Below are 22,055 nucleotides of genomic sequence, written 5' to 3'. Positions count from 1 at the left end.
ATCTTGCTGTACAGCTCCTGCATGGGTGGGCAGGAACCGATGATGCCGATTTCGCCGTTGGCGTTCTCGTTGCCGCCGCGCTCGGCCGGGGCATGGGCACGGCGATGGTGTCGGCCGATGCCCGCGGCGTCAACGCCCTGAGCCTGGCGCTGCTGATGCACGCCGGGCTGGCCGCCTCGTCGGGCCTCGTCGGGCAGTTGGCCGGGGGGCTGAGCATGATGGGCACCGGCATGAGCCTGGCGGCCCTGCTCGCCTTGCGCACGGGCTGGCGGGTGGGCCTGGGCCCGGCCCGCGAGCTGGCGGCCGAGGTGTTTTTCGGGGCCCTGGCGCTGGCCGGGGTGCTGGGCATGGCCCTGGCCTGGGTCCAGGTCTTCCAGCCGTCTCTGGCCGATGGCCTCTTTGTGGCGGTACCGACCATGGCCGGGCGGGCTGTGGGCAACCTGCGCCAGCCCAACCACTTCAGCACCCTGCTGATCTGGTCGTGTGCGGGCGTGGCCTGGCTCGGGGCGCGTGGTCGCCTGCCAGCCTGGCTGGCATCGGGCCTGCTGGCCCTGTTCATCGGCGGCGTGGTCTGGACGGCCTCGCGCACCGGCATGATCGCCACCGTGTTCCTGAGCGCCTGGGCGGTGCTCGACAAGCGCCTGCCGCGCCCACTGCGCACCACCCTGGCTCTCGCCCCGCTGCTGTACGCAGCCTGGTGGGGCGGCATGTACTGGCTGGCGCACGCCAAGGAGGGCATGACCTTCGCGGCCGAAGCCCGCCTGCACGATGGCAGCGACATCTCCAGCTCGCGCTTCAAGATCTGGGCGAACGTGCTGGCACTGGTACGCCAGCAGCCCTGGACGGGCGTGGGCTACGGCGAGTTCAACCTCGCCTGGACCCTGACCCCCTTCCCCGACAGGCCGATCGCCTTCTTCGACCACACGCACAACATCGTGCTGCAGTGGGCGGTGGAGTTCGGCCTGCCGATGGCGCTGATGCTGCTGGGCCTGATGGGCTGGGGCCTGCTGAGCCTGTGGCGACGCCAGGATGGCCAGCCCGCCCGCGACGTGGCCACCCTGGGTGCCGCCAGCGTGATCGTGGCCCTGGCCGGCCTGCACAGCCTGCTGGAGTACCCGCTGTGGTACAGCTACTTCCTGCTGCCCACGGCCTTCGTGTGGGGCCTGGGCCTGGCGGCTCGACCTTCGCAGGTTGCGGCGCCCGGCTTGGCGCCGTTGAGCCCCGAGCCGCCCCTGTCGGCCAGCGCGCGCCCCTGGCTGGTGGGCGGAATGCTGACCGCCGTCATGGCCGCCTGGTGCGCGGCCGACTACCTCAGTGCCGCCAACATCTACGCGCCTCGCGCGGGGGCGGGCCCGCTGGCCGACCGCATCGCCTTCGGGCAGCGCATGCCCTGGTTCGGCTACCAGGCCGATTACGCCTACGTGACGGGTCCCGACGAGGACGAACCGGCTCTGCCGCCCCAGGCCTTCCGGCGCACCCTGCACAACCTGATGGACGGGCGCCTGATGATCGCCTACGCCCGGTCGCTGGCCGAGCATGGCCAGGTCGATCAGGCGCGCTTCATCCTGGCCCGCCTGCAGGAGTTCAAGAACCCGATGGGCAAGGCCTTCATGGCCGCCTGTGACGACACGCCCGAGCCTGGCGAGGACAAGCCCTTCCAGTGCAGCCCTCCGCAGAAGGTCTACGGCTGGCGCGAGCTGCTGCCGCGCTGAGGCGGGTTCAGGCCGCGGGGGCGCCGCCCTCGCGCAGCCAGTGCCCCGACTTGCCGCCCTGCTTCTCGAGCAGGCCGACGTCGGTGATGGTCATGCCCTTTTCGGCCGCCTTGCACATGTCGTAGATGGTGAGCAGGCCGATCTGCACGGCCGTGAGCGCCTCCATCTCGACGCCGGTGGGGCCCACGGTGTGCACCGTGACCTCGCAGCGGACGGAGGGATCGGCCTCGTCGACCTCGAAGGCCACGGCGACCTTGGACAGCGCCAGCGAATGGCACAGCGGGATCAGGTCGGCCGTGCGCTTGGCGCCCTGGATGGCCGCAATGCGGGCCACGCCCAGCACATCGCCCTTGCCCGCCTTGCCTTGGGTGATGAGGGCCAGGGTGCCGGCCTGCATGCGGATGCGGCCGCTGGCCACGGCCACGCGCACGGTGGCGGGCTTGGCCGAGACGTCGACCATGTAGGCCTGGCCCTGGGCATCGAAGTGGGTGAGTTCGGACATCGGTGAAGGCAGGCCGAGCAGGCCTGAAACGGGAGGTAAAGAAAAACAAATCAGCCCAGGCACCCGAACCCGGAGAGGGCGCCGGGCTCCAAGCGGCATCGCTTCGCAGCATACTGTGCGGCCTCCACCCCTGACCGTGTCCATGGCCTTGTCTCCCGCCCTGCCTCGCCTGCCCCGCCTGCTTTCCGGCCCACGCTCCTTGCGTTGGCGCCTGATCTGCCTGACGCTGGCCTGCTGGCCGCTGGGCCAAGCCGTGCAGGCGCAGGAAACCGGCACGGGCTACACCCCCGTCAACCAGAACGTGCTGCCGGCCCTGGGCGATGCGGCCGCGCAGGACCTGTCGCCCAGCGCCGAACGCAAGCTGGGCGACCGCATCATGCGCTCTCTGCGCCGCGACCCGGACGTGGTCGACGACCCGCTGGTGCTGGAGTACGTGGACCATGTCTGGCGCGCCCTGCTGGCCGCGGCCCACACCCGCGGCGAGATCGGCCCAGAGCTCGATGCCACCCATGCCTGGGAGCCCTTCCTGGTGCGCGACCGCTCGGTCAATGCCTTCGCGCTGCCCGGTGGCTACATCGGCGTGCACTTCGGCCTGCTGGCCATGACGACCTCGCCGGACGAGCTGGCCTCGGTGCTGGCGCACGAGCTGTCCCACGTCACACAACGCCACATCGCCCGCATGATCAGCCAGCAGTCGCGCCAGTCGTGGGTCAGCATCGCCTCGATGGTGGTGGGCATCCTGGCGGCCGCGCGCGCGCCGCAAGCGGCCCAGGCCATGATCTACGGTGGCCAGGCCGTGGCCATCCAGAACCAGTTGAACTTTTCGCGCGACATGGAGCGCGAGGCCGACCGCGTGGGCTTTGGGCTGCTTGGCGAAGCCGGCTTCGAGCCGGGCGGCATGGCGCTGATGTTCGAGCACCTGCAGCAGGCCTCGCGCCTCAACGACGACGGCAGCTTCCCCTACCTGCGCACCCACCCACTGACCACCGAGCGCATCGGTGAGGCCCGCGCCCGCATCGGCCCCACAGGCTGGGACCTGGCCCTGCAGGGCGGGCACCCGCAAAGCGCCCTGTGGGCCTGGCACACGCTGATGTCGGCCCGCTCCAAGGTGCTGATGGACACGCGCAGCATCGCGCTGCAAAGCCTGCTCAATCCGGAAATCAAGCCGGGCACGCCACCGCTGGAGGCCCTCTCGCGGCTGTACGCAGCGACCCTGGCCGCACAGCGCGGTGGCGCCCCTGGCCAGGCCATGACCTCCCTGGCGCAGGCTCGCCTGCTGGTGGCCCGGCTGCCGCAGGTGCAGCAAGCCGTGGCCACGCGGGTGCTGGCGCAGGCCGAGGTCGAAGGCCGCCTGCTCGATCACCAACCTGGCGCTGCCGCCGAAGCACTGCGCCGCTGGCAGGCCAGCCCTCTGTCTGCCGATTCGGCCACGGCGCGGCCCGAGTTGCTGGCCGCCGCCCAGGTGGCGCAGGCCCTGGGTGACACCGACGCCAACAAGGCCACACGGCTGGACATCGCCAACCGCCTGCAGACCCACCTCAGCCTGCACCCGAACGACGCCACCGCCTGGGCCGCCCTGAGCAGCTTGTGGCAGGGCCTGGGCCAGCCGCTGCGTTCGGTGCGCGCAGATGCGGAATCGGTGGCCGCCCTGGGCGACCTGCCCGGCGCCATCGACCGCATCCAGGGTGCGCAAAAACGCTTCCGCCAGCCCGATGCGGCCGAGGTGATCGAGTTGAGCGTGATGGCATCGCGCGTGAAAGCCTGGCAGCGCCAGCAGCGCGAAGACATGCAGGAAGGCGGCTGAGCATCCCGCTCAGCCCGGGCACCTCAGAGTGGCACCCAGACCCACACGGCCACCACGGCCGCGGTGAAGGTGCCCCAGAAGCGGACCTCGTCGATCAGGCGGTTCATGCCGTGGCCTCCTCGAGTGCACGGGCCAGCGCGGCCCGGCTGGGCGTCTCCACGAAAAGGCAGGGCTTGCCGGTGCGCTTGCAGTGCGCCTTCACGCGCCAGTAGGCGTCATGGCTGATGCAGCCGGTCTGGCAGATGACCAGGTCGGCGGCGGCCAGGGTGGCATCCAGGCGCTGGGGGTTGTCTTCTTCACCCCCGTCGTGGTGCAGGAAACGGCCGCCGGTCTGTTCGATCAGGGCCCGGTAGGCCGGCACGCTGGCCGGCCGCCCACCCACGCACAACACGGCGCGCTCGGCCATGGTCTCGACGCGGGGGTGCCAGCGCACAGGCGCTTCCACGGCGGCGGCCACCGTGGAAGCGACCGGTGGCACGTTCAACTGGGCCAGGCGCTGCTGCAGGCGCTGCACATGCTCGGTCTGCTGCTGCAACTGGCGCTGCAGCGTCTGGTTGCGCCCCAGCAGGGCCTGGCGTTCGCGCTGCAGGCTCAGGCGCTCCGGCAGGTCGGGCTGGGCCTGGCGCAAGGCCTCGTGGGCCTCGGCCAGCTGGGCGTGGGCGGTGTCTCGGCCAATCAGCTCGGCGCGCAGGCGCAGGACCTCGCGCTCCAGATCCTCGACCCGTCGGGCGTGGGAAGCCAGGAGCTGCTGGACGCGCCCCTGGGCCTCGTCGCGCTCACGCACCGCCTCCGCATGGCTGTCATACAGGGCCTCGAACTGGGCATGGTCCACCCGGGTGGCCGCGCCGACCTGGTGCTGCAACATGTGGACCTGCCCCAGCACGCGGTGCGCCAGATCGGGCGTGCAGCGGGGGTGGGTGAGCGTGGCCCAGAACGCCTCGGCCAACTGTGGCCCGGCCCCCAGGTGGCGCCACCATGCGATCAGCTGCTCGGTGGTCTTCAGGCGGCTGGCCTGCTGGATGGCCAGCTGGTAGCGGCGGTCCAGCTCCTTCTGCACGGCTTCGGCCACGCGGCCGCGCTGCTTGCAATCGGTCACGACCATGCAGTGCAACTCGTACTCGTCCTGCCAGGTGCGGGCGCCATAGAGCCGCTCGGCCAGCTTGTGCAATTGCGGGATGGGCAGGCACACGCCCACCACGGGGCAGTGCGCATGGGCATCCAGCTCCCAGATGCGCTGGCGGCGCGAGCCTTGTGCCGGCTGTACCTCATGGGGACGAGGCAGGCTCAGCGGCGCAGCGGCCAGGCTGGGCACCCAGGCCGGGGCACCCGAAGCGGGCATGGCGACAGCGGGCGGCGCCTCGGGGCGCAGGAAGTCCAGCAGGCGGCGGGGGGTGTCACACATGGCGATGTCGTCCTTGGCTTGAATCCGAATGGCTCAACTCTAATGCGAATGATTCTCAATTGCAAGAATGCACCTATTTCCTGCCCATTCCTTTGCGAGCCGGGGCCGTGACATCGTTCGCGCGGCCCATACCCGGCCACCCTGCAAGGTCTTGCGGCCGCTGGCTAGAATCCATTCATCCGAAAGGGGAGTAGCACGTGGGCCTGCAACAGGCCTTCGGTGACGTCCCGTCAACACGGCAAAGGCGCCCTGCCCGAGCCCGGGTCCACAACAGACCACCCTGCGCAGACCGCGCGGAGGCAGGCTCTGGCAAGACCTTTCGGTGTCCAACATCCTGCCCTCGTGGCAGACCTTGTTTGTTCACCGGAGTCCTTCATGCACACCCTTGCGCCCCTGTGGCTGTGGTTCGTTTTCGCGGGCATCGTGCTCGCTGCACTCTTTGTCGACTTCGTCGTCCTGCGCAAGCAGGGCGCGCACGAAGTCTCCGTGCCCGAAGCGGCCAAATGGTCGGCCATCTGGGTGGCCATCAGCCTGGCCTTCAACGGCTTCCTGTGGTGGGCCTTCCAGCAGGAACAGGGCGCGGCCGTGGCCAACACCAAGGCGCTGGAGTTCCTCACCGGCTACCTGATTGAAAAATCGCTGGCGGTCGACAACATCTTTGTCTTCCTGATGATCTTCACCTACTTCTCGGTGCCACCGGCCTTCCAGAAGCGGGTGCTGATGATCGGCATCATCGGGGCCATCGTGCTGCGCACGGTGATGATCCTGGTTGGCGGCTGGCTGATCAGCCAGTTCCACTGGATCCTCTATGTGTTTGGCGCCTTCCTCTTCCTCACCGGCGTGAAGATGTGGTGGGCAGCAGGCAAAGAGCCTGATCTGGAAGACAACCCGGCCCTCAAGCTGCTGCGCAAGGTGCTGCCCGTGAGCCCGACCTTCGATGGCGAAAAGTTCTGGACCGTGCAGAACGGCGCGCGCATCGCCACCCCGCTGCTGCTGGTGGTGGCCCTGGTCGGCTTCACCGACGTGATCTTCGCCGTCGACTCCATCCCGGCCATCTACGCGATCACATCCGACCCCTTCATCGTGCTGAGCTCCAACATCCTGGCCATCCTGGGCCTGCGGGCGATGTACTTCCTGCTGGCCGCCATGGCCGCCAAGTTCCACCTGCTGAGCTATGGCCTGGCGGTGATCCTGGTCTTCATCGGCACCAAGATGATGCTGATCGACCTCTACAAGATCCCGGTGTTGGTGTCGCTGGGCGTGGTCATCGGCATCCTGGCCATCACCATGGTGTGGAGCGTGAAGACCGCCCCGAAGCTCGGCGCGAGCCAGACAGCCGGCGGCGCCTGAGTCGGCCCGGGTGCATGCCGTGTGGCATTCACCCATCTTTACCAGGGCCTTTTCGATAATGAGAATCATTCGCGATAAGATGCCATCCAAGCGTTGACCACAACGCACCGCCACGAGGTGATCGGGCAGGCCGCCATGGCTGCCCGATCAGGTGTGGGGACATCCGAACCTGAGTGAGTGGGGCTCCCGGGGTTCGAGTTCGAGGCGGTGCAGGTCAACGCTTTTTTTTGCCTGAACGGCTTGCACCGCCAACCACGGCACGCGACCCGGCCATCTCGCCCCTCGCGAACCAGCGTGGCGCGCACACATCAACTCAACCCAGCAAGGTGGAAGGACATCGCCAAACGGTGTTGCGAATCGTTATCATTTGCAAAACACCGAGACACGCCAGCCCGTCCTGAACCGACCAGCCAGCCCGTCAAGTCCGGCCCGCCCTCCGCCTTGCGGCCCTCTTTTCTGATCTGTTACTGGACGTCACCATGCCTGACCACCTGACCGCCCTCTCCTCTTCGCCCACCGTCCGCCCGGCCCCACTGCCGCTGGGCGCCCTCGCCGCCGGCGTGGGCCTCAGCCTGCTGAGTGGCGCCGTGATGGCGCAAAGCGCAGCCGCGCCCGCCGCAGCAGCCGCTTCGGCCTCTGCCCCTGCCGCCGCAGCCGCCAGCACAGACGAAGCCAAGCTCAAGACCCTGGGCACCGTGAGCGTCTCGGCCTCGCCGCTGCGCCAGGCCCCGGCGGCCAAGCAGGAATACCAGGCCGTGACCAGCACCATCGGCAAAGGCAAGCAGGCCCTGCGTGACATCCCCCAGTCCGTCACCGTCGTGACCGAAAAGCTGCTGGAAGACCGCAACCTCACCGACCTGAAGGACGTGCTGCGCACCACCGCCGGCGTCACCTTCCTGGCCGGTGAAACGGGCGAAGAAGACGTGCGCCTGCGCGGCTTCTCGCTGCAGCAGGCGGGCGACCTCTACATCGACGGCATGAAAGACCCGTCCCTGTACGAGCGCGACACCTTCAACTACGACCGCGTCGAAGTGCTGCGCGGCTCGGCATCGATGATCTTCGGCCGCGGCTCGACTGGCGGCGTGGTCAACCAGGTCAACAAGACGCCCTTCCTGATGGACCAGAGCGAGCTGGAAACCACCGTGGGCACGGGCAACATGTACCGCGTCACCGCCGACGTGAACAAGAAGCTCTCCGACACCTCGGCCATCCGCATCAACGCGATGAAGCACGAGTCGAACAACAAGGGCGCGACCATCGACAAGGAAGGCATTGCGCCGAGCTTCAGCTGGGGCCTGGGCACGGGCGACGAGTTCACCGCCAGCATCTTCCACCTGAAGTACAACAACAACCCCATCTACGCCCAGCGCTGGTTCAACGTCAACGGCAAGCTCACGCCGGGCATGGCCAACGACGCCTTCTACGGCTTCACCACCGACCACAACAACGGCACGGCCGACTACGCCACGCTGAGCAACCTGCACCGCTTCGCAGATGGCGGCGAGCTCAAGACCGCCATCCGCCACGGCCACTACGACCGCGACGTGCTGGGCACCGTGCCAGCCTTAGGCACCACCAATGGCGCGGCCACCACGGTCAACAACATCAGCGACGCCACCCTCATCACGCGGACCACCAACAAGGCCCGCCTGTCGTCGACCACCGCCACGCTGCTGCAGAGCGACTACACCAACAAGTTCCAGCTGGCCGACATGACCCACGCCGTCATCGCCGGTGCAGACCTGTCGTGGGACAAGGGCAGCCGCCAGCCCAACTACTCGCAGACCCGCAACACCACCATCGCCCCGACCGTCACGCTGGGCGACACCAACCCGGGCGGTGCCATCGTCGACACCCGTGCTGCGCCCGTCTTCAACTACTTCAACTCGCGCAACATCGGCGCCTACGCTCAGGACACCGTGGCCATCACGCCCACGATCAAGCTGATCGGCGGCCTGCGGCACGACAGCTTCACGGCGCATTACTACAACGCCGCTGAAAACTACAGCCGCACCGACAACCTGACCAGCCACCGTTTCGGCGCGCTCTACCAACCGAACGACTGGGCCTCCTTCCACATCTCGCGCGGCACCTCGTTCAACGTCTCGGCCGACGCCTACCAGTACGAACTGGGCAGCGCCGCCAACCGCGCCAAGACCGCCAACACGCCGCCCGAGAAGAGCCGCAACACCGAGATCGGCACCAAGCTGAACCTGCTGGACGAGCGCCTGTCGGTCAACGCCTCGCTCTTCTATTCCGAGAAGTACAACGAGCGCAACACCGACCCGGACACCACGGCCACCATGATGCTGCTCTCGGGCAAGCGCCATGCCGCGGGCCTGGACTTCGACATCGCCGGCCGCATCACCGACAAGTGGGAAGCCTACCTGTCGTGGACCTGGATCCCCGATGCACGCATCGACCAGGCGGTGGCCACGACCAGCACCACCACACCGGCCACCGGAGACCGCCCGGGCCTGACGCCCAAGCACAGCGGCAGCCTCTGGAACACCTACCAGTTCACCCCCCAGTGGCGCGCCGGCCTGGGCGTCAACCACCGCGGTTCTCAAACGCCCGTCACCAACAAGACCATCCGCGCCGACGACTTCACCACCTTCGACGCCATGGCCGAGTACACCATCAACTGGCGCTACAGCCTGCGCCTGAACGCCACCAACCTGGCCAACACCAACTACATTGACCAGCTCTACAGCGGCTTCTATGTGGCCGGGGCTTCGCGCTCGGTGCAACTGACGCTCAAGGTCACGCTGTGAAGCCAAGCTGCCCCTCCGAACACCATGCTGCTGCACATCCCTGAGGTCCTCTCCCCCGAAGAGCTCGGCCAGATCCGCCAGGCCCTGGCGGGCGCAGCATGGCAGGATGGGCGGCGCACCGCTGGCAACCAGGCCGTGCAGGCCAAACAGAACGAGCAACTGGCGCCGGACGATCCGGCCGCCCAGTTCGCCCGCCAGCTGATCCTGCAGGCCCTGGACCGCCACCCGCTCTTCTTTTCGGCCACCCTGCCCGGCCGCATCTTCCCGCCCCAGTTCAACCGCTATGGCGGGCAGACAAACACTTACGGCGACCACGTCGATGGTGCCGTGATGCACGCGGCCAGCACCGGCCAGCGTGTGCGCTCCGACGTCAGCTGCACCCTCTTCCTGGCCGACCCGGACGAGTACGAGGGTGGCGAACTCGTCGTCAATGACACCTACGGCCGCCAGGCCCTCAAGCTTCCGGCCGGCCACGCCGTCATCTACCCCAGCACCAGCGTGCACCGGGTCGAACCCGTCACCCGCGGCCACCGCGTGGCCAGCTTCTTCTGGGTCCAGAGCATGGTGCGCAGCGACGAACAGCGACGCCTGCTCTTCGACCTCGACATGAACCTCGTCCGCCTGCGTCAGGAACACGGCGACAGCACGGCCGCGGTCGGCCTCACCGGCACGTACCACAACCTGCTGCGCATGTGGGCCGAAACCTGATCCCCCCTCACCGCTGCCCCTCCCCACGAAAGGACCCCACGATGAACACCCGACACCTGCTGGCCTGTGCCACCCTGGCCCTCCTGCCCGGCCTGACGCCCTCGCTGGCCCTGGCCCACGGCGACGGCATCGAGTGCAAGGTGCCCGCCAAGGAATGGCAGGCCAAGGACGTCCTGGCCGCCAAGCTCGAAAAAGAAGGCTGGACCATCCGCAAGCTCAAGGTCGACAACGGCTGCTACGAGGTCTACGGCTTCGATGCCAAGGGCAAGAAGCGCGAGGCCTACTTCGACCCCAAGACGCTCGACATGGTCGGCGACATGATGCAGAAGTGACCCTTCCGTGATGCCCTCCGAGGACACCCGCCCCCCGGCCGCCAGCCCCCCAGGCGAACAACCCGCCCGTCTGCCGACGTGGCCCACCTGGGACCCCCTGGTTCGCCTGCTCCACTGGAGCCTGGTGGGCGCCGTGGCCTGTGCCTGGTTGGCCACCTTGCGCCTGGGCATCGGCTCATGGCATGAGCCTGCGGGGTATGTGGCCATCGCGGCCGTGAGCACCCGCCTGGCCTGGGGCTGGCTGGCCCGTACCGGCGGCCGGGCGCACCACGCCCGTTTTGCGCAGTTCGTGCGCGGCCCGGGTACCGTGGCACGCTACACCCACGAGCTGCTGGCCCACCGCGAACGCCGCTACCTGGGCCACAACCCCTTGGGGGGCTGGATGGTCGTGCTGCTGCTGGGCTGGGTGGGCGCCATCGGCACCACCGGCTGGCTGCAAACCACCGATGCCTACTGGGGCTCCGAGCCCCTGGAGCAGGTGCACACCCTGCTCGCCTGGTCGCTGCTGGGCCTGATCGCCCTGCACATCGCAGGTGTGGTGTTCACCAGCCTGCGTCACCGCGAAAACCTCGTGAAGGCGATGTGGACTGGCCGCAAAATACCGCCCTCGGGCGACGACGTGGCCTGAAGTCCCTTTTCCCGCCCGCATGAGCTCTGCCCCCCCTGTTCCCGACCTGCAGGAGATCCCTGCCGACACCGCCTGCCTGGCCGACTACGAACGCCACGCCCAGGCCCGACTCGATCCCGCCCATTGGGCCTACCTGCAAGGCGGGGCCGCCGACGAGCACACCATCGCCGCCAACCTGCAGGCCTGGCGTGAGCTGACACTGCACCCCCGCGTGCTGCGCCGCCTGGCCGATGGCCACACCCGCACGGCCTTGTTCGACCGGCCCATGGCCCACCCCATCCTGCTCGCGCCCGTGGCCTACCAGCAACTGGCGCACCCCGATGGCGAAATCGGCGTGGCCTATGCCGCGGCAGCACAAGAAGCGGGCCTGGTGCTCAGCACGCAAAGCAGCACCCCGCTGGAAGACGTGGCCGATGCCATCGTGGGCGACGCCGACCGTGGCCCCCTGTGGATGCAACTCTACCTGCAGCACGACCGCGGCTTCACCCGCGAACTGGTGATGCGCGCCGTGGCCGCCGGCTACGAAGCCATCGTGCTCACGGTGGACGCCCCCACCAGTGGCGCCCGCGACCGCGAACGCCGCGCGCAGTTCAGCCTGCCCTCGGGCATCTCGGCCGTGAACCTGCGCCACCTGCCCGCCCGTCCCGAACGCCCGCTGGCCGTGGGCCAGAGCGCGCTGTTCAACGACCTGCTGCACGACGCCCCCAGCTGGGACGACATCGAGTGGCTGCGCGCCCAGACGCGCCTGCCCATCGTGCTCAAGGGCGTGCTGCACGAAGACGACGCACGCCAGGCCGCCTCGCTGGGCGTCAAGGGGCTGATCGTCTCCAACCATGGCGGGCGAACGCTGGACACCGCCGTGGCCACCGCCACCGCCTTGCCGCGCGTGGTCGAAGCGGCCGGGCCCGACGTGGCCGTGCTGGTCGACGGCGGCATCCGCCGCGGCACCGACGTGCTCAAGGCCATCGCCCTGGGGGCCCGCGCCGTGCTGATCGGGCGGCCCTATGTGCACGCCCTGGCCACGGCAGGAGCCCTGGGCGTGGCCCACTGCATCCGCCTGCTGCGCGACGAACTCGAGATCGCCATGGCGCTCAGTGGCTGCGCCACCCTGGCCGACATCACCCCCGAGGTGCTCTACCGCCCTCGCTGAGTGCCCCGCCTGGCTCACCCACTGAGCCAGAAGAGGGATCAGCTGGCTCTCAGTCGCGTCGGCTTCTTCTTGCGCCCCAGCCCCATCTGCGCGGCCAGGAACTTCAGGAACACCCACAGCGCCGATTCGTTCGGCTTGGGCGCCTCGCCGCGCCCGATGCGCTTGAGCTGCCCGGTGTACCAGCTCACCTCCATCAGCCCCATCTTGTCGATGAAGGGGATGCCGGTGCGGATGGGGCGCACCGTCTGCAAGGGCTCCTGCCCGGCCAGCAGGCGGTTCGGCAGATCAGGCTCGATGGCCAGCACGCGGGCCATGCCCACGAAATCGACCGCGCCCGAGGCGATGGCATCGGCCATGCCCTGCAGGGAACGGAAGCCCCCGGTCACCACCAGGGGCGTGGAGACAGCCTGGCGCGCCTTCTCGGCGAACGCCAGGAAGTAGGCCTCGCGCTGGCGCGTGCTGTCCTTCACCGGGGCCTCCGCGGCCCCGCCTGCGGCCTTGACACCGGTCATGGCCGGCGCCTCATAGGTGCCCCCCGAGACCTCGATCAGGTCGATGCCCGCCGCGGCCAGGGCACGGATGGTGTCCAGCGACTCGGCTTCGGTGAAGCCCCCGCGCTGGAAATCGGCCGAATTCAGCTTGATGCCGATGGGGAAGTCAGGCCCCACGACGTCCCGCATGGCCTTGAGCACGGCCAGCACGAAGGCGCGGCGCTTCTCCGGCGTGCCGCCCCAGGCGTCCTCACGGCGGTTGTGGTGCGGCGAGAGAAACTGGCTCACCAGGTAACCATGCGCCCCGTGGATCTGCACCCCGCTGAAGCCCGCCTGCTTCACCACGCCCGCCGCGGTGGCAAAACGCGCGATCAGCTCGCGCACCTCGGCGTCGGTGAGCTCACGCGGCGTGGGGAAGAAAGCCTGCATCTCGGGCCGGAAAGGCACGGCCGAAGGCGACACGTTTTCCTTGTTCAGCCCTTTGGGCGCCTGCTTGCCCGGGTGGTTGAGCTGCACCCAGCATTGCGTGCCGCCGCGAGTGGCCGCACGGGCCCAGGCGGTGAGCGAATCCAGGTGGGTCTCGTCCTCGATGACGACATTGCCTGGCTCGCCCAGCGCTCGGCGGTCGATCATCACATTGCCCGTGACGCACAAGCCGATGCCGCCATCGGCCCAGGCCCCGTACAGGCGCGCCAGCTCGGGCGTGGCGGCGCCAGTCCGCGTGCCCAGGGCCTCGCTCATGGCCGACTTGAACAGGCGGTTGCGCACCACCGTGCCATGGGGCAAGGTGAAGGACTGGGCGATCAGGTCTTGCGGGCTCGGGCTCATCTGAGGTACTCCAAAGTATCAGGCTTGCCGCGCATTGGACACCAAAGCGGGGGATGGGGTGTGGGTCTGGCACCTTGTTGGCCCATCACGACCCGAAAAATCATGCGGTCCGAGGGCCACATTCTTCGTTCTCCCAGGGAGAAAGCCGAAAAGAGGCGCTACCATGCACGACGAAATGCCCCAGAGGAACGCCAGCGAACACAGCGGCGCCCGGGGTCGCATCAGATCCGATCTCTCGATGGAGTGAATTCAACATGGCAACTGCGAAAAAAGTCCCGACCAAGAAAGCCGCTGACACGACGGCTGCACCCGCCAAGAAAGTGGCCGCCAAGCGCACGCCCAACGCCGCTTTCCTGAAGCCCCTGACCCCGAGCCCGCTGCTGGCCGCCGTCATCGGCGCCGACCCGCTGCCCCGCACCGAGGTCACCAAGAAGGTCTGGGAATACATCAAGAAGCACAACCTGCAAGACGCCGCCAACAAGCGCAACATCAATGCAGACGCCAAGCTGAAGGACATCTTCAAGAAGCCCCAGGTCACGATGTTCGAACTGACCAAGCTGATCAGCGAACAGCTGAGCTGAGCTGAACCTTTCGCAGGCAGGCCACCGCACTGACGAGTGCACCGCCCGCCACGAAACCAAACCCGGCCCGGCCGGGTTTTTTTTCGCCTGGCCGCCGAAGCGGGCGAACCGCTTGCCCAGAAAGGTGTGTGCCAGATTGGCCCAGGGGATCCCCGGTTGACCCTGGGGGCGATCAAGGGGAAGCTGCCAGTCAGGAAGGGCTGAGAGGCCCTCGCTTCACCCTGAAACCGTCCGAGGAGACCAAGAATGTGGAAGATGCTGGTGGGTTTTGTCGTGTTCGCCGTGATCGCGGTGTTCCTGCTGATCAAGAGCGGTGCCGACGTCGACATGGGCGGTGAAAAGCACGGCATCGACACCAGCCACAGCGAAGAGGCCAAGGCCGCCCCCTCCGACGCCGCGCCGGCATCGGCACCGGCGAGCGCCGCGTCGAACTGAGCCTCAGGCCGGTTCGCTGTGGGTGAGGCCCGTGTGGCCTCGTTCAGCGGCCAGCCACTGCAACACGGGGATGGTGCCCGGCAGCACCGGTACCACCTCGACCGGCAGGCTCTGCCAGGCCATGTGCTGGCGCTCGCGCATCTCGAATTCGCCCGTCCAGTCGTAGACCTTGCAGAAGTGCAGGCGCACGCGGGCGTGCGGGTAGTCCATCACCTCCACCTGCCAGGGATGGGCCTCGCCGATGGTGACACCGATCTCTTCGATCAGTTCTCGGCGCAGTGCCTGCGCCACGGTTTCACCTGCCTCCAGCTTGCCACCCGGGAACTCCCAGTACCCGGCGTAGACCTTGCCCTCGGGGCGCGAGGTCAGCAGGAAGCGGCCTTCGCGGCCCTCGGCGTCGCGCTCGACCAGCACACCCACGGCCACCTCGACGGGCACGCGGTCGGTGGCGTCCATCACGTGGTAGGGCTTGCGCTCAGACATGGTCGCGCCCCGCGTGGTCCCGGGCGAACTGGTGGGCGATGCGGCCCGAGCGCGAGCCCCGCTCCAGCGCCCAGATCAGGGCCTCGGGGCGCGCGGCCTCGATGGCCGCTTCGCTCAGCCCAAAGTGCCGCAACCACTGGCCCACAATGGCCAGGAACTCGTCCTGCGTGAAGGGGTAGAAGCTGATCCACAGCCCGAAGCGATCCGACAACGAGATCTTTTCTTCCACCACCTCGCCGGGGTGCAGCTCGCCGTCTTCGGTGTGCTTGTAACCCTTGTTGTCCGACATGTACTCGGGCAGCAGGTGGCGGCGATTGGAGGTGGCCACGATGAGCACGTTGTCGCCACTGGCCGACACGGTGCCATCGAGGATGGACTTGAGCGCCTTGTAGCCGGGCTCGCCTTCTTCGAAGCTCAGGTCGTCGCAGAACACGATGAAGCGCTCCGGGCGGCCGCTGACCAGCTCGATCAGGTCGGGCAGGTCGATCAGATCGGCCTTGTCGACCTCGATCAGGCGCAGCCCCTGATCGGCATGGGCCTGCAGCCCGGCCTTGACCAGCGAGGACTTGCCCGTGCCCCGGGCACCGCTGAGCAGCACGTTGTTGGCCGTCTTGCCGGCCACGAACTGGGCGAGGTTGCGGGCAAAGCGCTCCTTCTGGACGTCGATCTCCAGGATGTCCTCGTAGCGGATGCGGCCGACGTGGCGCACCGGCTCCAGGCGGCCCAGGGCCCAGCTGGCGCTCTGGCGCTTGCGGTAGCGGAAGGCCACGGAGGCCGACCAGTCCGGCGCGAGCACGGCGGGGTGATCGGCAGAAGGGATCAGGGCATCCAGCCGGGTCACGAGGGACTCGGCTTTGTGCAGCAGGGCGATCAGGGCGGGGTCGAGGGAGGATGGCGCACTCATGGCCCGCAGTTTAGCGGTGCCCTCAAGCCAGCAGGATCGACAGGGTCGCCTCAAGGTGCTCGGTGGGCGGGCGCTTGAAGCCGCTGCGCACGTAGCGCTGCCAGCGGCCCAGCAGCAGGCTCAGGGCCAGCGAGGCTCGCGCCTGGGCATCGACCGTGGGGCTGGGGTGGTGGCGCGCTTCGGCCAGCGCCTTGCAGGGCTGACGCAGCATGGACTCCATGCGATCGAGGCACTGGCTCATGCGTTGAGCCAGACGCTCGTGCTCGAACACCAGGGCGTCACCGGCCATCACACGGCACATGCCTGGATTTTTCTCTCCGAACTGCAGGGCCATGGCCAGGATGCGCTGCACCTGTCGGGCGGGATCGGGCTCGCGCTCGGCAATCTGGTTGGCCAGGGTGAACAGGCTCTGCTCGATGAAACCGATCAGGCCCTCGTACATCTGCGCCTTGCTCGCAAAATGGCGGTACAGCGCCGCCTCCGACACCCCGATGCGCGCGGCCAGCGCGGCCGTGGTGATGCGCTCGGCACCGGGCTGCTCCAGCATGGTGGCCAGGGTCTGCAGGATCTGGTTGCGCCGCTCGCCTGGCGGCGGACGCTTGCGTGGTGCGGGCTCGGGCGCAAGCGCAGGCTCGGCCGGGGCGGCTGGCTCGGTGGCTGGATCGGCGTGGTCCCCGTTCATCGTGCTCCCTGTGTGACGGCGGTGCGCGGCGGGGCCGCGGTCAGCCCAGGCGCGGACTGCGCCAGGCGTGCAGCGCCCTCAGCCGTTTGATTCTCACACACACCCAGGCGGGCTTGCCATGCAGGGGTGCCCCCTTGGGCAGGCCATGCGGGTTGTGCTTCAGGTAGTGCTGCATCCACACCGTGCCCAGGCCCAGGCGGCGGGCGCTTTGGAGGTTTTCCAGCGTGTCTTCGACCAGCACGCAGCGGTGGGCCGGCAGCTTCAAACGCGCCAGCACCACGCGCAGCATCCGGGTGTCGGGCTTGGGGCGAAGTTCGCCAAACACGCGCATGCCCTCGATGGCCACGATGCCCTCGAAGCAGCCGACCAGGTCGAGCGCGGTGAGCACCCGCTTGGCGTAATCGGCCGGGGCATTGGTGAGCAGGAACTTGCGGCCCGGCAGGCGGGCCAGCGCCGCGCGATCGACCCTCGGGCTGTGCAGCTCGCCCTCCAGACCAGGCAAGGCGTGGGTCTGGGCCAGAAAGTGGGCGGCCCGGATGCCATGGTGACGCTCCAGGCCCAGCAAGGTGGCACCGTAGCGCTGCCAGTAGTGGCGGCGCAGGTGATCGGCCTCCTCATGCGGCAGGGCCAGGTGCTGCGCGATGTAATCGGTCATCGAGCCGTTGAGGCGCTTGAACACCGCCTGGCTGGCGTCGTGCAGGGTGTTGTCGAGGTCGAAGAGCCAGATGGGAGCCCGTCGGGCAGCAGACATCAAGGCGAACCTTTCTTCTCAGGGCGCAGCGGCACGCGGGCCCAGGAGAGTCGGTAGGGGGGCGCCTCAGGGCGGTGCAGCAAGGGCGCGCTCACCTGCCCCTGGGCCACCAGCTGAGGCACGGCGAGGCCGGTGGTCGCCCGCAGCCAATGGGCGAAACGCGGATCGCGCAAATCCTGCTCGGCCCACACCAGGGGCGCGGACGAGGGCATGGCCACAGGCCAGTTCACCAGCGGCGTGACGACCTCGGTCGACGCGGGCCAGGCCAGGCGGAGGTTACCGCCCACATGGTGGTTGGAGGCCAGCACCAGGGCCGGCGCATCCCCCCACTGCGTGCGCAACTGTTCTGCCAAGGGCATGAACGGCAGGTTCTGGCGCGTCACGGCAGCGCCAGGCAATGGCCAGACGATGCGCGCCGCGAGCAGCACGCCACACAGCACGGCCCAGGCCACGCCTCCCCAAACCATCCACAGGCCCAGTCGGCCCGTCTGCCCCCCCACGGAGGCGGCCAGCCACAAGGGTGCGAAGAACAGGATCGGGAACAGCCAGCGCGCCTTGAACTCCCCCACACCGGCCAGCGCCACGAAGGCCAGCAACAGCAGCAGCACCACTGCCGCGAGGCGCCCCATGAACCGACTGGCTTCGGTTGTGACGCGCGCCTGACGGCACAGGGGCCAGGCCAGCAGCAACCAGGGCAGGAGGAAGGAACCCAGCCCCTCGCCCAGGGCCAGCACAGGGCTGACGGTGTGCGCCGCCCAGCCTGCGTCCCCGTGGGCCATCACCTTCTGGGTGGTGCGCGACAGGGCGTCGCCGTGAGAGAGCAGCCAGAGGGCGTGGGGGGCGCAAACCAGCACCGCACAGAGCATGGCCAGCACCAGACCGGCGGGCTTCAGCCGCCGACGCCAGCTGGGCAACGACACGACCGTGAGCAGGACCGCCAGCACGAAGATCAGGGCGTTCTGCTTCGACAGCATGGCCCCGCCCGCCGCCAGCCCGATCAGAGCGTAGGCCCACGGGCGCTGCCGCCGCAGGGCCACCAGGGTGGCCCACAGCGTCATCGCGGCCAGGGTCGCGGCCATCATGGAATGGGTCAGGTCGCGCTGTGCCTCCCACACGAAGGCCGGCAACCAGGCCAGCCCCGACAGGGCCAGGACGTGCTGACAGTCGGAGAAGCCCAGCTCTTCGCCCACGCCCGCAAAGGCGCGGGTGAGCAAGGCCAGCAGGCTCACCTTGACCAGGTAAAACAGGCCGAGACTGACGCCGCCGACATGGCTCAGGGCCCAGATCACCCAGGTGTAGAGCGGGGGCTGGTTGGTGTAGCCCCACTGCAGGCGCTGAGACAGGATCAGCTGCTCAGCCTGGTCGAGCTCGGCCGTGGAGGAGGCGGCCATCTGCAGGACCGCCACCAGCACAAAATAAACCAGAAGGCCTGGCCACACCCGCGTCCTCAGGGTCGCGGGGCAGCGCGCCGGCACCGGCAAAGCCATCGGGAACGGCCCCGGCTCAATGGCTGCGGATCATCGTCCCGTAGGCCTGATCGGTCAGGATCTCCAGCAGCATGGCGTGGGGCACGCGGCCGTCCACGATGTGCACGGCGTGCACGCCGCTCTTGGCCGCGTCGATGGCGCCTTCGATCTTGGGGATCATGCCGCCGCTGATGGTGCCGTCTTCGATCAGGTCGTCGATGTCGCGGGCGGTCAGGTCGGTGATGAGTTCGCCTTCCTTGTTCAGCACGCCCTTGATGTTGGTCAGCAGCATCAGCTTCTCGGCCTTGAGCACCTGGGCCAGTTTGGAGGCCACCAGGTCGGCGTTGATGTTGTAGCTCTCGTTCTTCGAGCCAAAGCCGATGGGGCTGATGACCGGGATGAACTGGTCGTCCTGCAAGGCCTTGACCACGCTGGGGTCGATGGACTCGATCTCGCCCACCTGGCCCACGTCGTGCTCCTTGGCAGGGTCATTGAGGTCGAGCAGCTTGAGCTTGCGGGCGCGGATCAGGCCGCCGTCGCGACCGGTGAGGCCCACGGCCTTGCCACCGGCGGCGTTGATCAGGCCCACGATGTCCTGCTGCACCTCACCGGCCAGCACCCATTCGACCACTTCCATGGTCTCTTCGTCGGTCACGCGCATGCCCTGGATGAACTGCCCCTTCTTGCCGATCTTGTTCAGCGCCGAATCGATCTGGGGGCCACCACCGTGCACCACCACCGGGTTGAGGCCCACCAGCTTGAGCAGCACCACGTCTTCGGCAAAGTCGGCCTGCAGCTCCGGGTCGGTCATGGCGTTGCCGCCGTACTTGATGACGATGGTCTTGCCGTGGAACTTGCGGATGTAGGGCAGGGCCTGGGCCAGGATCTCGGCCTTGTCGCGCGGGGCAATGTGGGCGACGGCGTCAGGTTGAGCCGGGGTGGTGGAGGCGGTCATGTGGGGGCGAAGCAAAGCTGAGGGCGAAGCCGACATTCTAGAAGCTCGAAGGGCGCACCGCATGACGGTGGCACGACCCTGCAGCGCCCTCGGCATGACCCCGACACCGCGGGCTTGTGCGTACACTGGCAGGATGCGACGCACCTGGCTGATCTGCTTGATGCTGGCCCTCCTGCCCTGGCGGGCGTGGGCCTGGTCGGTCATGCCGGCCGCGCCGGTCGCCTGGGGCGCCGGCGAGGTGCCCGTGGCTTCCGCCCAGGCGGCCACCTCGCCCCATGCCGCGACGGGGCACCGGCCTTGCCACGACGCCCCTCGCGCCGCTGCCTCTGACCCCACTTCCGACGAGGCCGCAGGCTCATCGGCCTCCACGCACACCTGCACCCTCTGCGACATCTGCCATGCCGGGCTGATCACGCCAGCCTTCTGGCGTCCACCGGCGGACCTGGCTGGCCACAGCCTGCCCCCCACCTGGCACCCTCAGGGCTCAGGGCGGCCCGGCGCGTGTGAGCTCTACAGGCCCCCTCGGGCCTGAACACGCCGCCCGCAGACCCGGCCAACGCGGCCGGGTCGAACGCCGCCTGTGCGGCCGACCCTTTTCCTGCCTTGACCATGACGACCCACCCTGTCCTGATGGCGAGCGCCGCTGCGCTCCTGCTGTCGGCCTGCGCCGCCCCGCCGGGGCGCACGGCGCTGCCAGCCGACCACCCCGCCCAAGTGGCGCTCGACGCCCACCGGGCACTGACCGCTGAGCACGCTCCAGCGGCTCAAGCGCCCACCGCAACCCCGCCTGCGGCGTCAGACACCGAGCCCGCCCGTCCCCTGAGCGCCGACGACGCAGTGCGCCTGGCCCTGCGCCGCAGTCCCGCCCTGACCGCCCTTGTCGCCCAGAGCGAAGCCCAGGCCGCCGAGGCCCGCGCCCAGGCCCGCCCTGGCCTGCTCAGCCTCTCGCTCACCCGCCTGCGCCGCGGCGAGGCCTCCGAACTGGAGCGCAGCCTGGGCATCGGCCTCATGGACCTCTTCACCTGGCCCTGGCGCAGCGCCGCCGCCGATCGCCAGATCGCCGCCGGCCAGCAGGCCCTGGCCGTGCAGGTGCTGGGCCATGTCCAGGCCGTGCGGCAGCAATGGGTGCGCGCCGTGGCCGCCCAGCAGCGCCAGGCCTACCAGGGCGACGTGCTCACCGCGGCAAAAACCAGCGCCGAACTCGCCCGCCGCATGCAGGCAGCCGGCCACTTCAGCCATGCCCAGGCCGCCCAGCAGGCCGTGGGCGAGGTCGAAGCGCAACTGGCCCACAACCAGGCGAGGCAGGCCGCCCAGCGCGAACGCGAGTCCCTGGTCCGCCTGATCGGCCTTCAGGGCGAGGAAGCCCGCGCGCTTCAATTGCCCGATCGCCTCCCCACCTTGCCCACCCAGCCCGCCTGGACACCAGACAGCCTGGCCGAGGCCGCCCGAGCACGCCGCCTCGACACCCGACTGGCCGAAGCGCGCTGGCAGGCCAGCCGCAGCGATGGCGAAAGCGGCGCGCTGCGCAGCCTGGTCGACATCGAAGGCGAACTCCAACGTAACCAGGCCAGCGGTGAGCCAGCCCAGCGCGGCGCGGGCCTGCAAATCCGCCTGGCCAGCATCGACTTCGGGGCCGCCCGAAGACAGGCGAGCCGCGAGACCGAACGCGCCGCCCTCGCCCGCTGGCAGCAGACCACCCTGGTCGCGGAGTCCACCCTGCGCGAGCGCTGGTCCGATTACCTTGCCACGCTGGACACCGCCCGCCAGGCCACCGAGGGGCTCCAGCCCCTGCGCCAGCGCCTGCTGGGCGAGCGGCTCAAGCAATACAACGGCATGCTGATCGGCCCTTTCGAGTTGCTGGCCGAAGCCCGTGCCCACACCGGCGCCGTCCTCACCGCCCTCGATGCCCAGCGCGAATTCTGGCTGGCCGACGCCGCCCTGAACGCCGCCATCGATGGCCTCGACACCACGCCCGCGGCCCTGCAGGCCACACCGGCCTCCGGCAACACGGCCGAGGCCGGCCACTGAAAGCCCCACCATGAACACCCGCAGACACTTCCTCAGCGGCGCCGTCACCGGCGCCTTGTCGGGCTTGGCCCTGGCCGGCGCCCAGCAGG

Annotated in this window: 21 protein-coding genes; 12 read left to right on the top strand and 9 right to left on the bottom strand. The window is 68.8% G+C overall.

Going from position 1 to position 22,055, the window contains the following annotated elements:
• A partial coding sequence (locus tag QZ994_RS10545) for a PglL family O-oligosaccharyltransferase (protein ID WP_290871389.1) occupies window positions 1–1,712 on the top strand: 1,712 nt, incomplete at its 5' end.
• 7 nt (window positions 1,713–1,719) lie between these two features.
• Here QZ994_RS10545 and moaC read toward each other — a convergent pair.
• Entirely contained in the window at window positions 1,720–2,214 is a 495-nt protein-coding gene (gene moaC / locus QZ994_RS10540) for a cyclic pyranopterin monophosphate synthase MoaC (protein WP_290871388.1), read from the bottom strand.
• 142 nt (window positions 2,215–2,356) lie between these two features.
• On the opposite strand from moaC, the gene QZ994_RS10535 reads away from it, so the two are divergent.
• A complete protein-coding gene (locus QZ994_RS10535; RefSeq protein ID WP_290871387.1) occupies window positions 2,357–4,018 on the top strand; it encodes a M48 family metalloprotease in 1,662 nt (553 codons plus the stop codon).
• 103 nt (window positions 4,019–4,121) lie between these two features.
• On the opposite strand, the gene QZ994_RS10530 is transcribed toward QZ994_RS10535, so the two are convergent.
• Window positions 4,122–5,420, bottom strand: coding sequence for a DUF2325 domain-containing protein (locus QZ994_RS10530; RefSeq protein ID WP_290871386.1), 1,299 nt, complete (start codon window positions 5,418–5,420; stop codon window positions 4,122–4,124).
• Between the two features lie 375 nt (window positions 5,421–5,795).
• On the opposite strand from QZ994_RS10530, the gene QZ994_RS10525 reads away from it, so the two are divergent.
• The 6 genes from QZ994_RS10525 (at window position 5,796) to QZ994_RS10500 (ending at window position 12,362) form a co-directional block, all read left to right on the top strand.
• Entirely contained in the window at window positions 5,796–6,770 is a 975-nt protein-coding gene (locus QZ994_RS10525; protein ID WP_290871385.1) for a TerC family protein, read from the top strand.
• Between the two features lie 479 nt (window positions 6,771–7,249).
• Window positions 7,250–9,544, top strand: a complete 2,295-nt coding sequence (locus tag QZ994_RS10520; protein WP_290871384.1) for a TonB-dependent siderophore receptor — start codon at window positions 7,250–7,252, stop codon at window positions 9,542–9,544.
• Window positions 9,545–9,568: 24 nt separating this feature from the next.
• Window positions 9,569–10,252: a Fe2+-dependent dioxygenase gene (locus tag QZ994_RS10515; protein WP_290871383.1), complete on the top strand. Its 684-nt coding sequence runs from the start codon at window positions 9,569–9,571 to the stop codon at window positions 10,250–10,252.
• A gap of 41 nt (window positions 10,253–10,293) precedes the next feature.
• Window positions 10,294–10,584 carry a PepSY domain-containing protein gene (locus QZ994_RS10510; protein WP_290871382.1) on the top strand — a complete coding sequence of 97 codons (291 nt, stop codon included), beginning with the start codon at window positions 10,294–10,296 and terminating at the stop codon, window positions 10,582–10,584.
• 10 nt (window positions 10,585–10,594) lie between these two features.
• Window positions 10,595–11,212, top strand: a complete 618-nt coding sequence (locus QZ994_RS10505; RefSeq protein WP_290871381.1) for a cytochrome b/b6 domain-containing protein — start codon at window positions 10,595–10,597, stop codon at window positions 11,210–11,212.
• A 19-nt stretch (window positions 11,213–11,231) separates the two neighbouring features.
• Window positions 11,232–12,362: an alpha-hydroxy acid oxidase gene (locus tag QZ994_RS10500; protein ID WP_290871380.1), complete on the top strand. Its 1,131-nt coding sequence runs from the start codon at window positions 11,232–11,234 to the stop codon at window positions 12,360–12,362.
• A 38-nt stretch (window positions 12,363–12,400) separates the two neighbouring features.
• On the opposite strand, the gene QZ994_RS10495 is transcribed toward QZ994_RS10500, so the two are convergent.
• A complete protein-coding gene (locus tag QZ994_RS10495) occupies window positions 12,401–13,681 on the bottom strand; it encodes an NADH:flavin oxidoreductase/NADH oxidase family protein (RefSeq protein ID WP_290871379.1) in 1,281 nt (426 codons plus the stop codon).
• A 230-nt stretch (window positions 13,682–13,911) separates the two neighbouring features.
• Here QZ994_RS10495 and QZ994_RS10490 point away from each other — a divergent pair, with 230 nt between their 5' ends.
• On the top strand, window positions 13,912–14,262 hold the full coding sequence (locus QZ994_RS10490; RefSeq protein ID WP_290871390.1) for an SWIB/MDM2 domain-containing protein: 351 nt from the start codon (window positions 13,912–13,914) through the stop codon (window positions 14,260–14,262).
• 246 nt (window positions 14,263–14,508) lie between these two features.
• Window positions 14,509–14,697 carry a hypothetical protein gene (locus QZ994_RS10485; protein WP_290871378.1) on the top strand — a complete coding sequence of 63 codons (189 nt, stop codon included), beginning with the start codon at window positions 14,509–14,511 and terminating at the stop codon, window positions 14,695–14,697.
• Window positions 14,698–14,700: 3 nt separating this feature from the next.
• Here QZ994_RS10485 and QZ994_RS10480 read toward each other — a convergent pair whose 3' ends face one another.
• The 6 genes from QZ994_RS10480 to argB form a co-directional block, all read right to left on the bottom strand.
• Entirely contained in the window at window positions 14,701–15,180 is a 480-nt protein-coding gene (locus QZ994_RS10480) for an NUDIX domain-containing protein (protein WP_290871377.1), read from the bottom strand.
• On the bottom strand, window positions 15,173–16,084 hold the full coding sequence (locus QZ994_RS10475) for an ATP-binding protein (protein ID WP_290871376.1): 912 nt from the start codon (window positions 16,082–16,084) through the stop codon (window positions 15,173–15,175). Before QZ994_RS10475 ends, QZ994_RS10480 begins: the two co-directional genes overlap by 8 nt.
• A 22-nt stretch (window positions 16,085–16,106) precedes the next feature.
• The gene (slmA, locus tag QZ994_RS10470; RefSeq protein ID WP_290871375.1) at window positions 16,107–16,766 is read right to left on the bottom strand and encodes a nucleoid occlusion factor SlmA; all 660 of its coding nucleotides are present in this window, start codon (window positions 16,764–16,766) and stop codon (window positions 16,107–16,109) included.
• A gap of 40 nt (window positions 16,767–16,806) precedes the next feature.
• Window positions 16,807–17,517 (bottom strand): pyrimidine 5'-nucleotidase, encoded by a 711-nt coding sequence (locus QZ994_RS10465; RefSeq protein WP_290871374.1) that lies wholly within the window; start codon window positions 17,515–17,517, stop codon window positions 16,807–16,809.
• Window positions 17,517–18,908: a glycosyltransferase family 39 protein gene (locus QZ994_RS10460; protein WP_290871373.1), complete on the bottom strand. Its 1,392-nt coding sequence runs from the start codon at window positions 18,906–18,908 to the stop codon at window positions 17,517–17,519. The genes QZ994_RS10465 and QZ994_RS10460 overlap by 1 nt, the downstream gene beginning before the upstream one ends.
• 112 nt (window positions 18,909–19,020) lie before the next feature.
• A complete protein-coding gene (argB, locus tag QZ994_RS10455) occupies window positions 19,021–19,938 on the bottom strand; it encodes an acetylglutamate kinase (RefSeq protein WP_290871372.1) in 918 nt (305 codons plus the stop codon).
• A gap of 160 nt (window positions 19,939–20,098) precedes the next feature.
• On the opposite strand from argB, the gene QZ994_RS10450 reads away from it, so the two are divergent.
• Together QZ994_RS10450 and QZ994_RS10445 are read left to right on the top strand one after the other, a co-directional pair.
• Window positions 20,099–20,470 carry a hypothetical protein gene (locus tag QZ994_RS10450; protein ID WP_290871371.1) on the top strand — a complete coding sequence of 124 codons (372 nt, stop codon included), beginning with the start codon at window positions 20,099–20,101 and terminating at the stop codon, window positions 20,468–20,470.
• Between the two features lie 77 nt (window positions 20,471–20,547).
• Complete coding sequence (locus tag QZ994_RS10445) at window positions 20,548–21,966, top strand: TolC family protein (protein WP_290871370.1); 1,419 nt, start codon at window positions 20,548–20,550, stop codon at window positions 21,964–21,966.
• Window positions 21,967–22,055 lie beyond the last annotated feature (89 nt).

The organism is Aquabacterium sp., from assembly GCF_021768455.1.
In the GTDB taxonomy this organism is placed as follows: Bacteria; Pseudomonadota; Gammaproteobacteria; order Burkholderiales; family Burkholderiaceae_C; genus Aquabacterium.
This window is presented reverse-complemented; position numbering and strand designations above follow the sequence as displayed.

Excerpts from the sequence above, each read along its gene's own strand:
- moaC (WP_290871388.1), bottom strand. The coding sequence starts at position 2,214 with ATGTCCGAACTCACCCACTTCGATGCCCAGGGCCAGGCCTACATGGTC.
- QZ994_RS10535 (WP_290871387.1), top strand. The coding sequence starts at position 2,357 with ATGGCCTTGTCTCCCGCCCTGCCTCGCCTGCCCCGCCTGCTTTCCGGC.
- QZ994_RS10530 (WP_290871386.1), bottom strand. The coding sequence starts at position 5,420 with ATGTGTGACACCCCCCGCCGCCTGCTGGACTTCCTGCGCCCCGAGGCG.
- QZ994_RS10525 (WP_290871385.1), top strand. The coding sequence starts at position 5,796 with ATGCACACCCTTGCGCCCCTGTGGCTGTGGTTCGTTTTCGCGGGCATC.
- QZ994_RS10520 (WP_290871384.1), top strand. The coding sequence starts at position 7,250 with ATGCCTGACCACCTGACCGCCCTCTCCTCTTCGCCCACCGTCCGCCCG.
- QZ994_RS10515 (WP_290871383.1), top strand. The coding sequence starts at position 9,569 with ATGCTGCTGCACATCCCTGAGGTCCTCTCCCCCGAAGAGCTCGGCCAG.
- QZ994_RS10510 (WP_290871382.1), top strand. The coding sequence starts at position 10,294 with ATGAACACCCGACACCTGCTGGCCTGTGCCACCCTGGCCCTCCTGCCC.
- QZ994_RS10505 (WP_290871381.1), top strand. The coding sequence starts at position 10,595 with ATGCCCTCCGAGGACACCCGCCCCCCGGCCGCCAGCCCCCCAGGCGAA.
- QZ994_RS10500 (WP_290871380.1), top strand. The coding sequence starts at position 11,232 with ATGAGCTCTGCCCCCCCTGTTCCCGACCTGCAGGAGATCCCTGCCGAC.
- QZ994_RS10495 (WP_290871379.1), bottom strand. The coding sequence starts at position 13,681 with ATGAGCCCGAGCCCGCAAGACCTGATCGCCCAGTCCTTCACCTTGCCC.
- QZ994_RS10485 (WP_290871378.1), top strand. The coding sequence starts at position 14,509 with ATGTGGAAGATGCTGGTGGGTTTTGTCGTGTTCGCCGTGATCGCGGTG.
- QZ994_RS10480 (WP_290871377.1), bottom strand. The coding sequence starts at position 15,180 with ATGTCTGAGCGCAAGCCCTACCACGTGATGGACGCCACCGACCGCGTG.
- QZ994_RS10475 (WP_290871376.1), bottom strand. The coding sequence starts at position 16,084 with ATGAGTGCGCCATCCTCCCTCGACCCCGCCCTGATCGCCCTGCTGCAC.
- slmA (WP_290871375.1), bottom strand. The coding sequence starts at position 16,766 with ATGAACGGGGACCACGCCGATCCAGCCACCGAGCCAGCCGCCCCGGCC.
- QZ994_RS10465 (WP_290871374.1), bottom strand. The coding sequence starts at position 17,517 with ATGTCTGCTGCCCGACGGGCTCCCATCTGGCTCTTCGACCTCGACAAC.
- QZ994_RS10460 (WP_290871373.1), bottom strand. The coding sequence starts at position 18,908 with ATGGCCGCCTCCTCCACGGCCGAGCTCGACCAGGCTGAGCAGCTGATC.
- argB (WP_290871372.1), bottom strand. The coding sequence starts at position 19,938 with ATGACCGCCTCCACCACCCCGGCTCAACCTGACGCCGTCGCCCACATT.
- QZ994_RS10450 (WP_290871371.1), top strand. The coding sequence starts at position 20,099 with ATGCTGGCCCTCCTGCCCTGGCGGGCGTGGGCCTGGTCGGTCATGCCG.
- QZ994_RS10445 (WP_290871370.1), top strand. The coding sequence starts at position 20,548 with ATGACGACCCACCCTGTCCTGATGGCGAGCGCCGCTGCGCTCCTGCTG.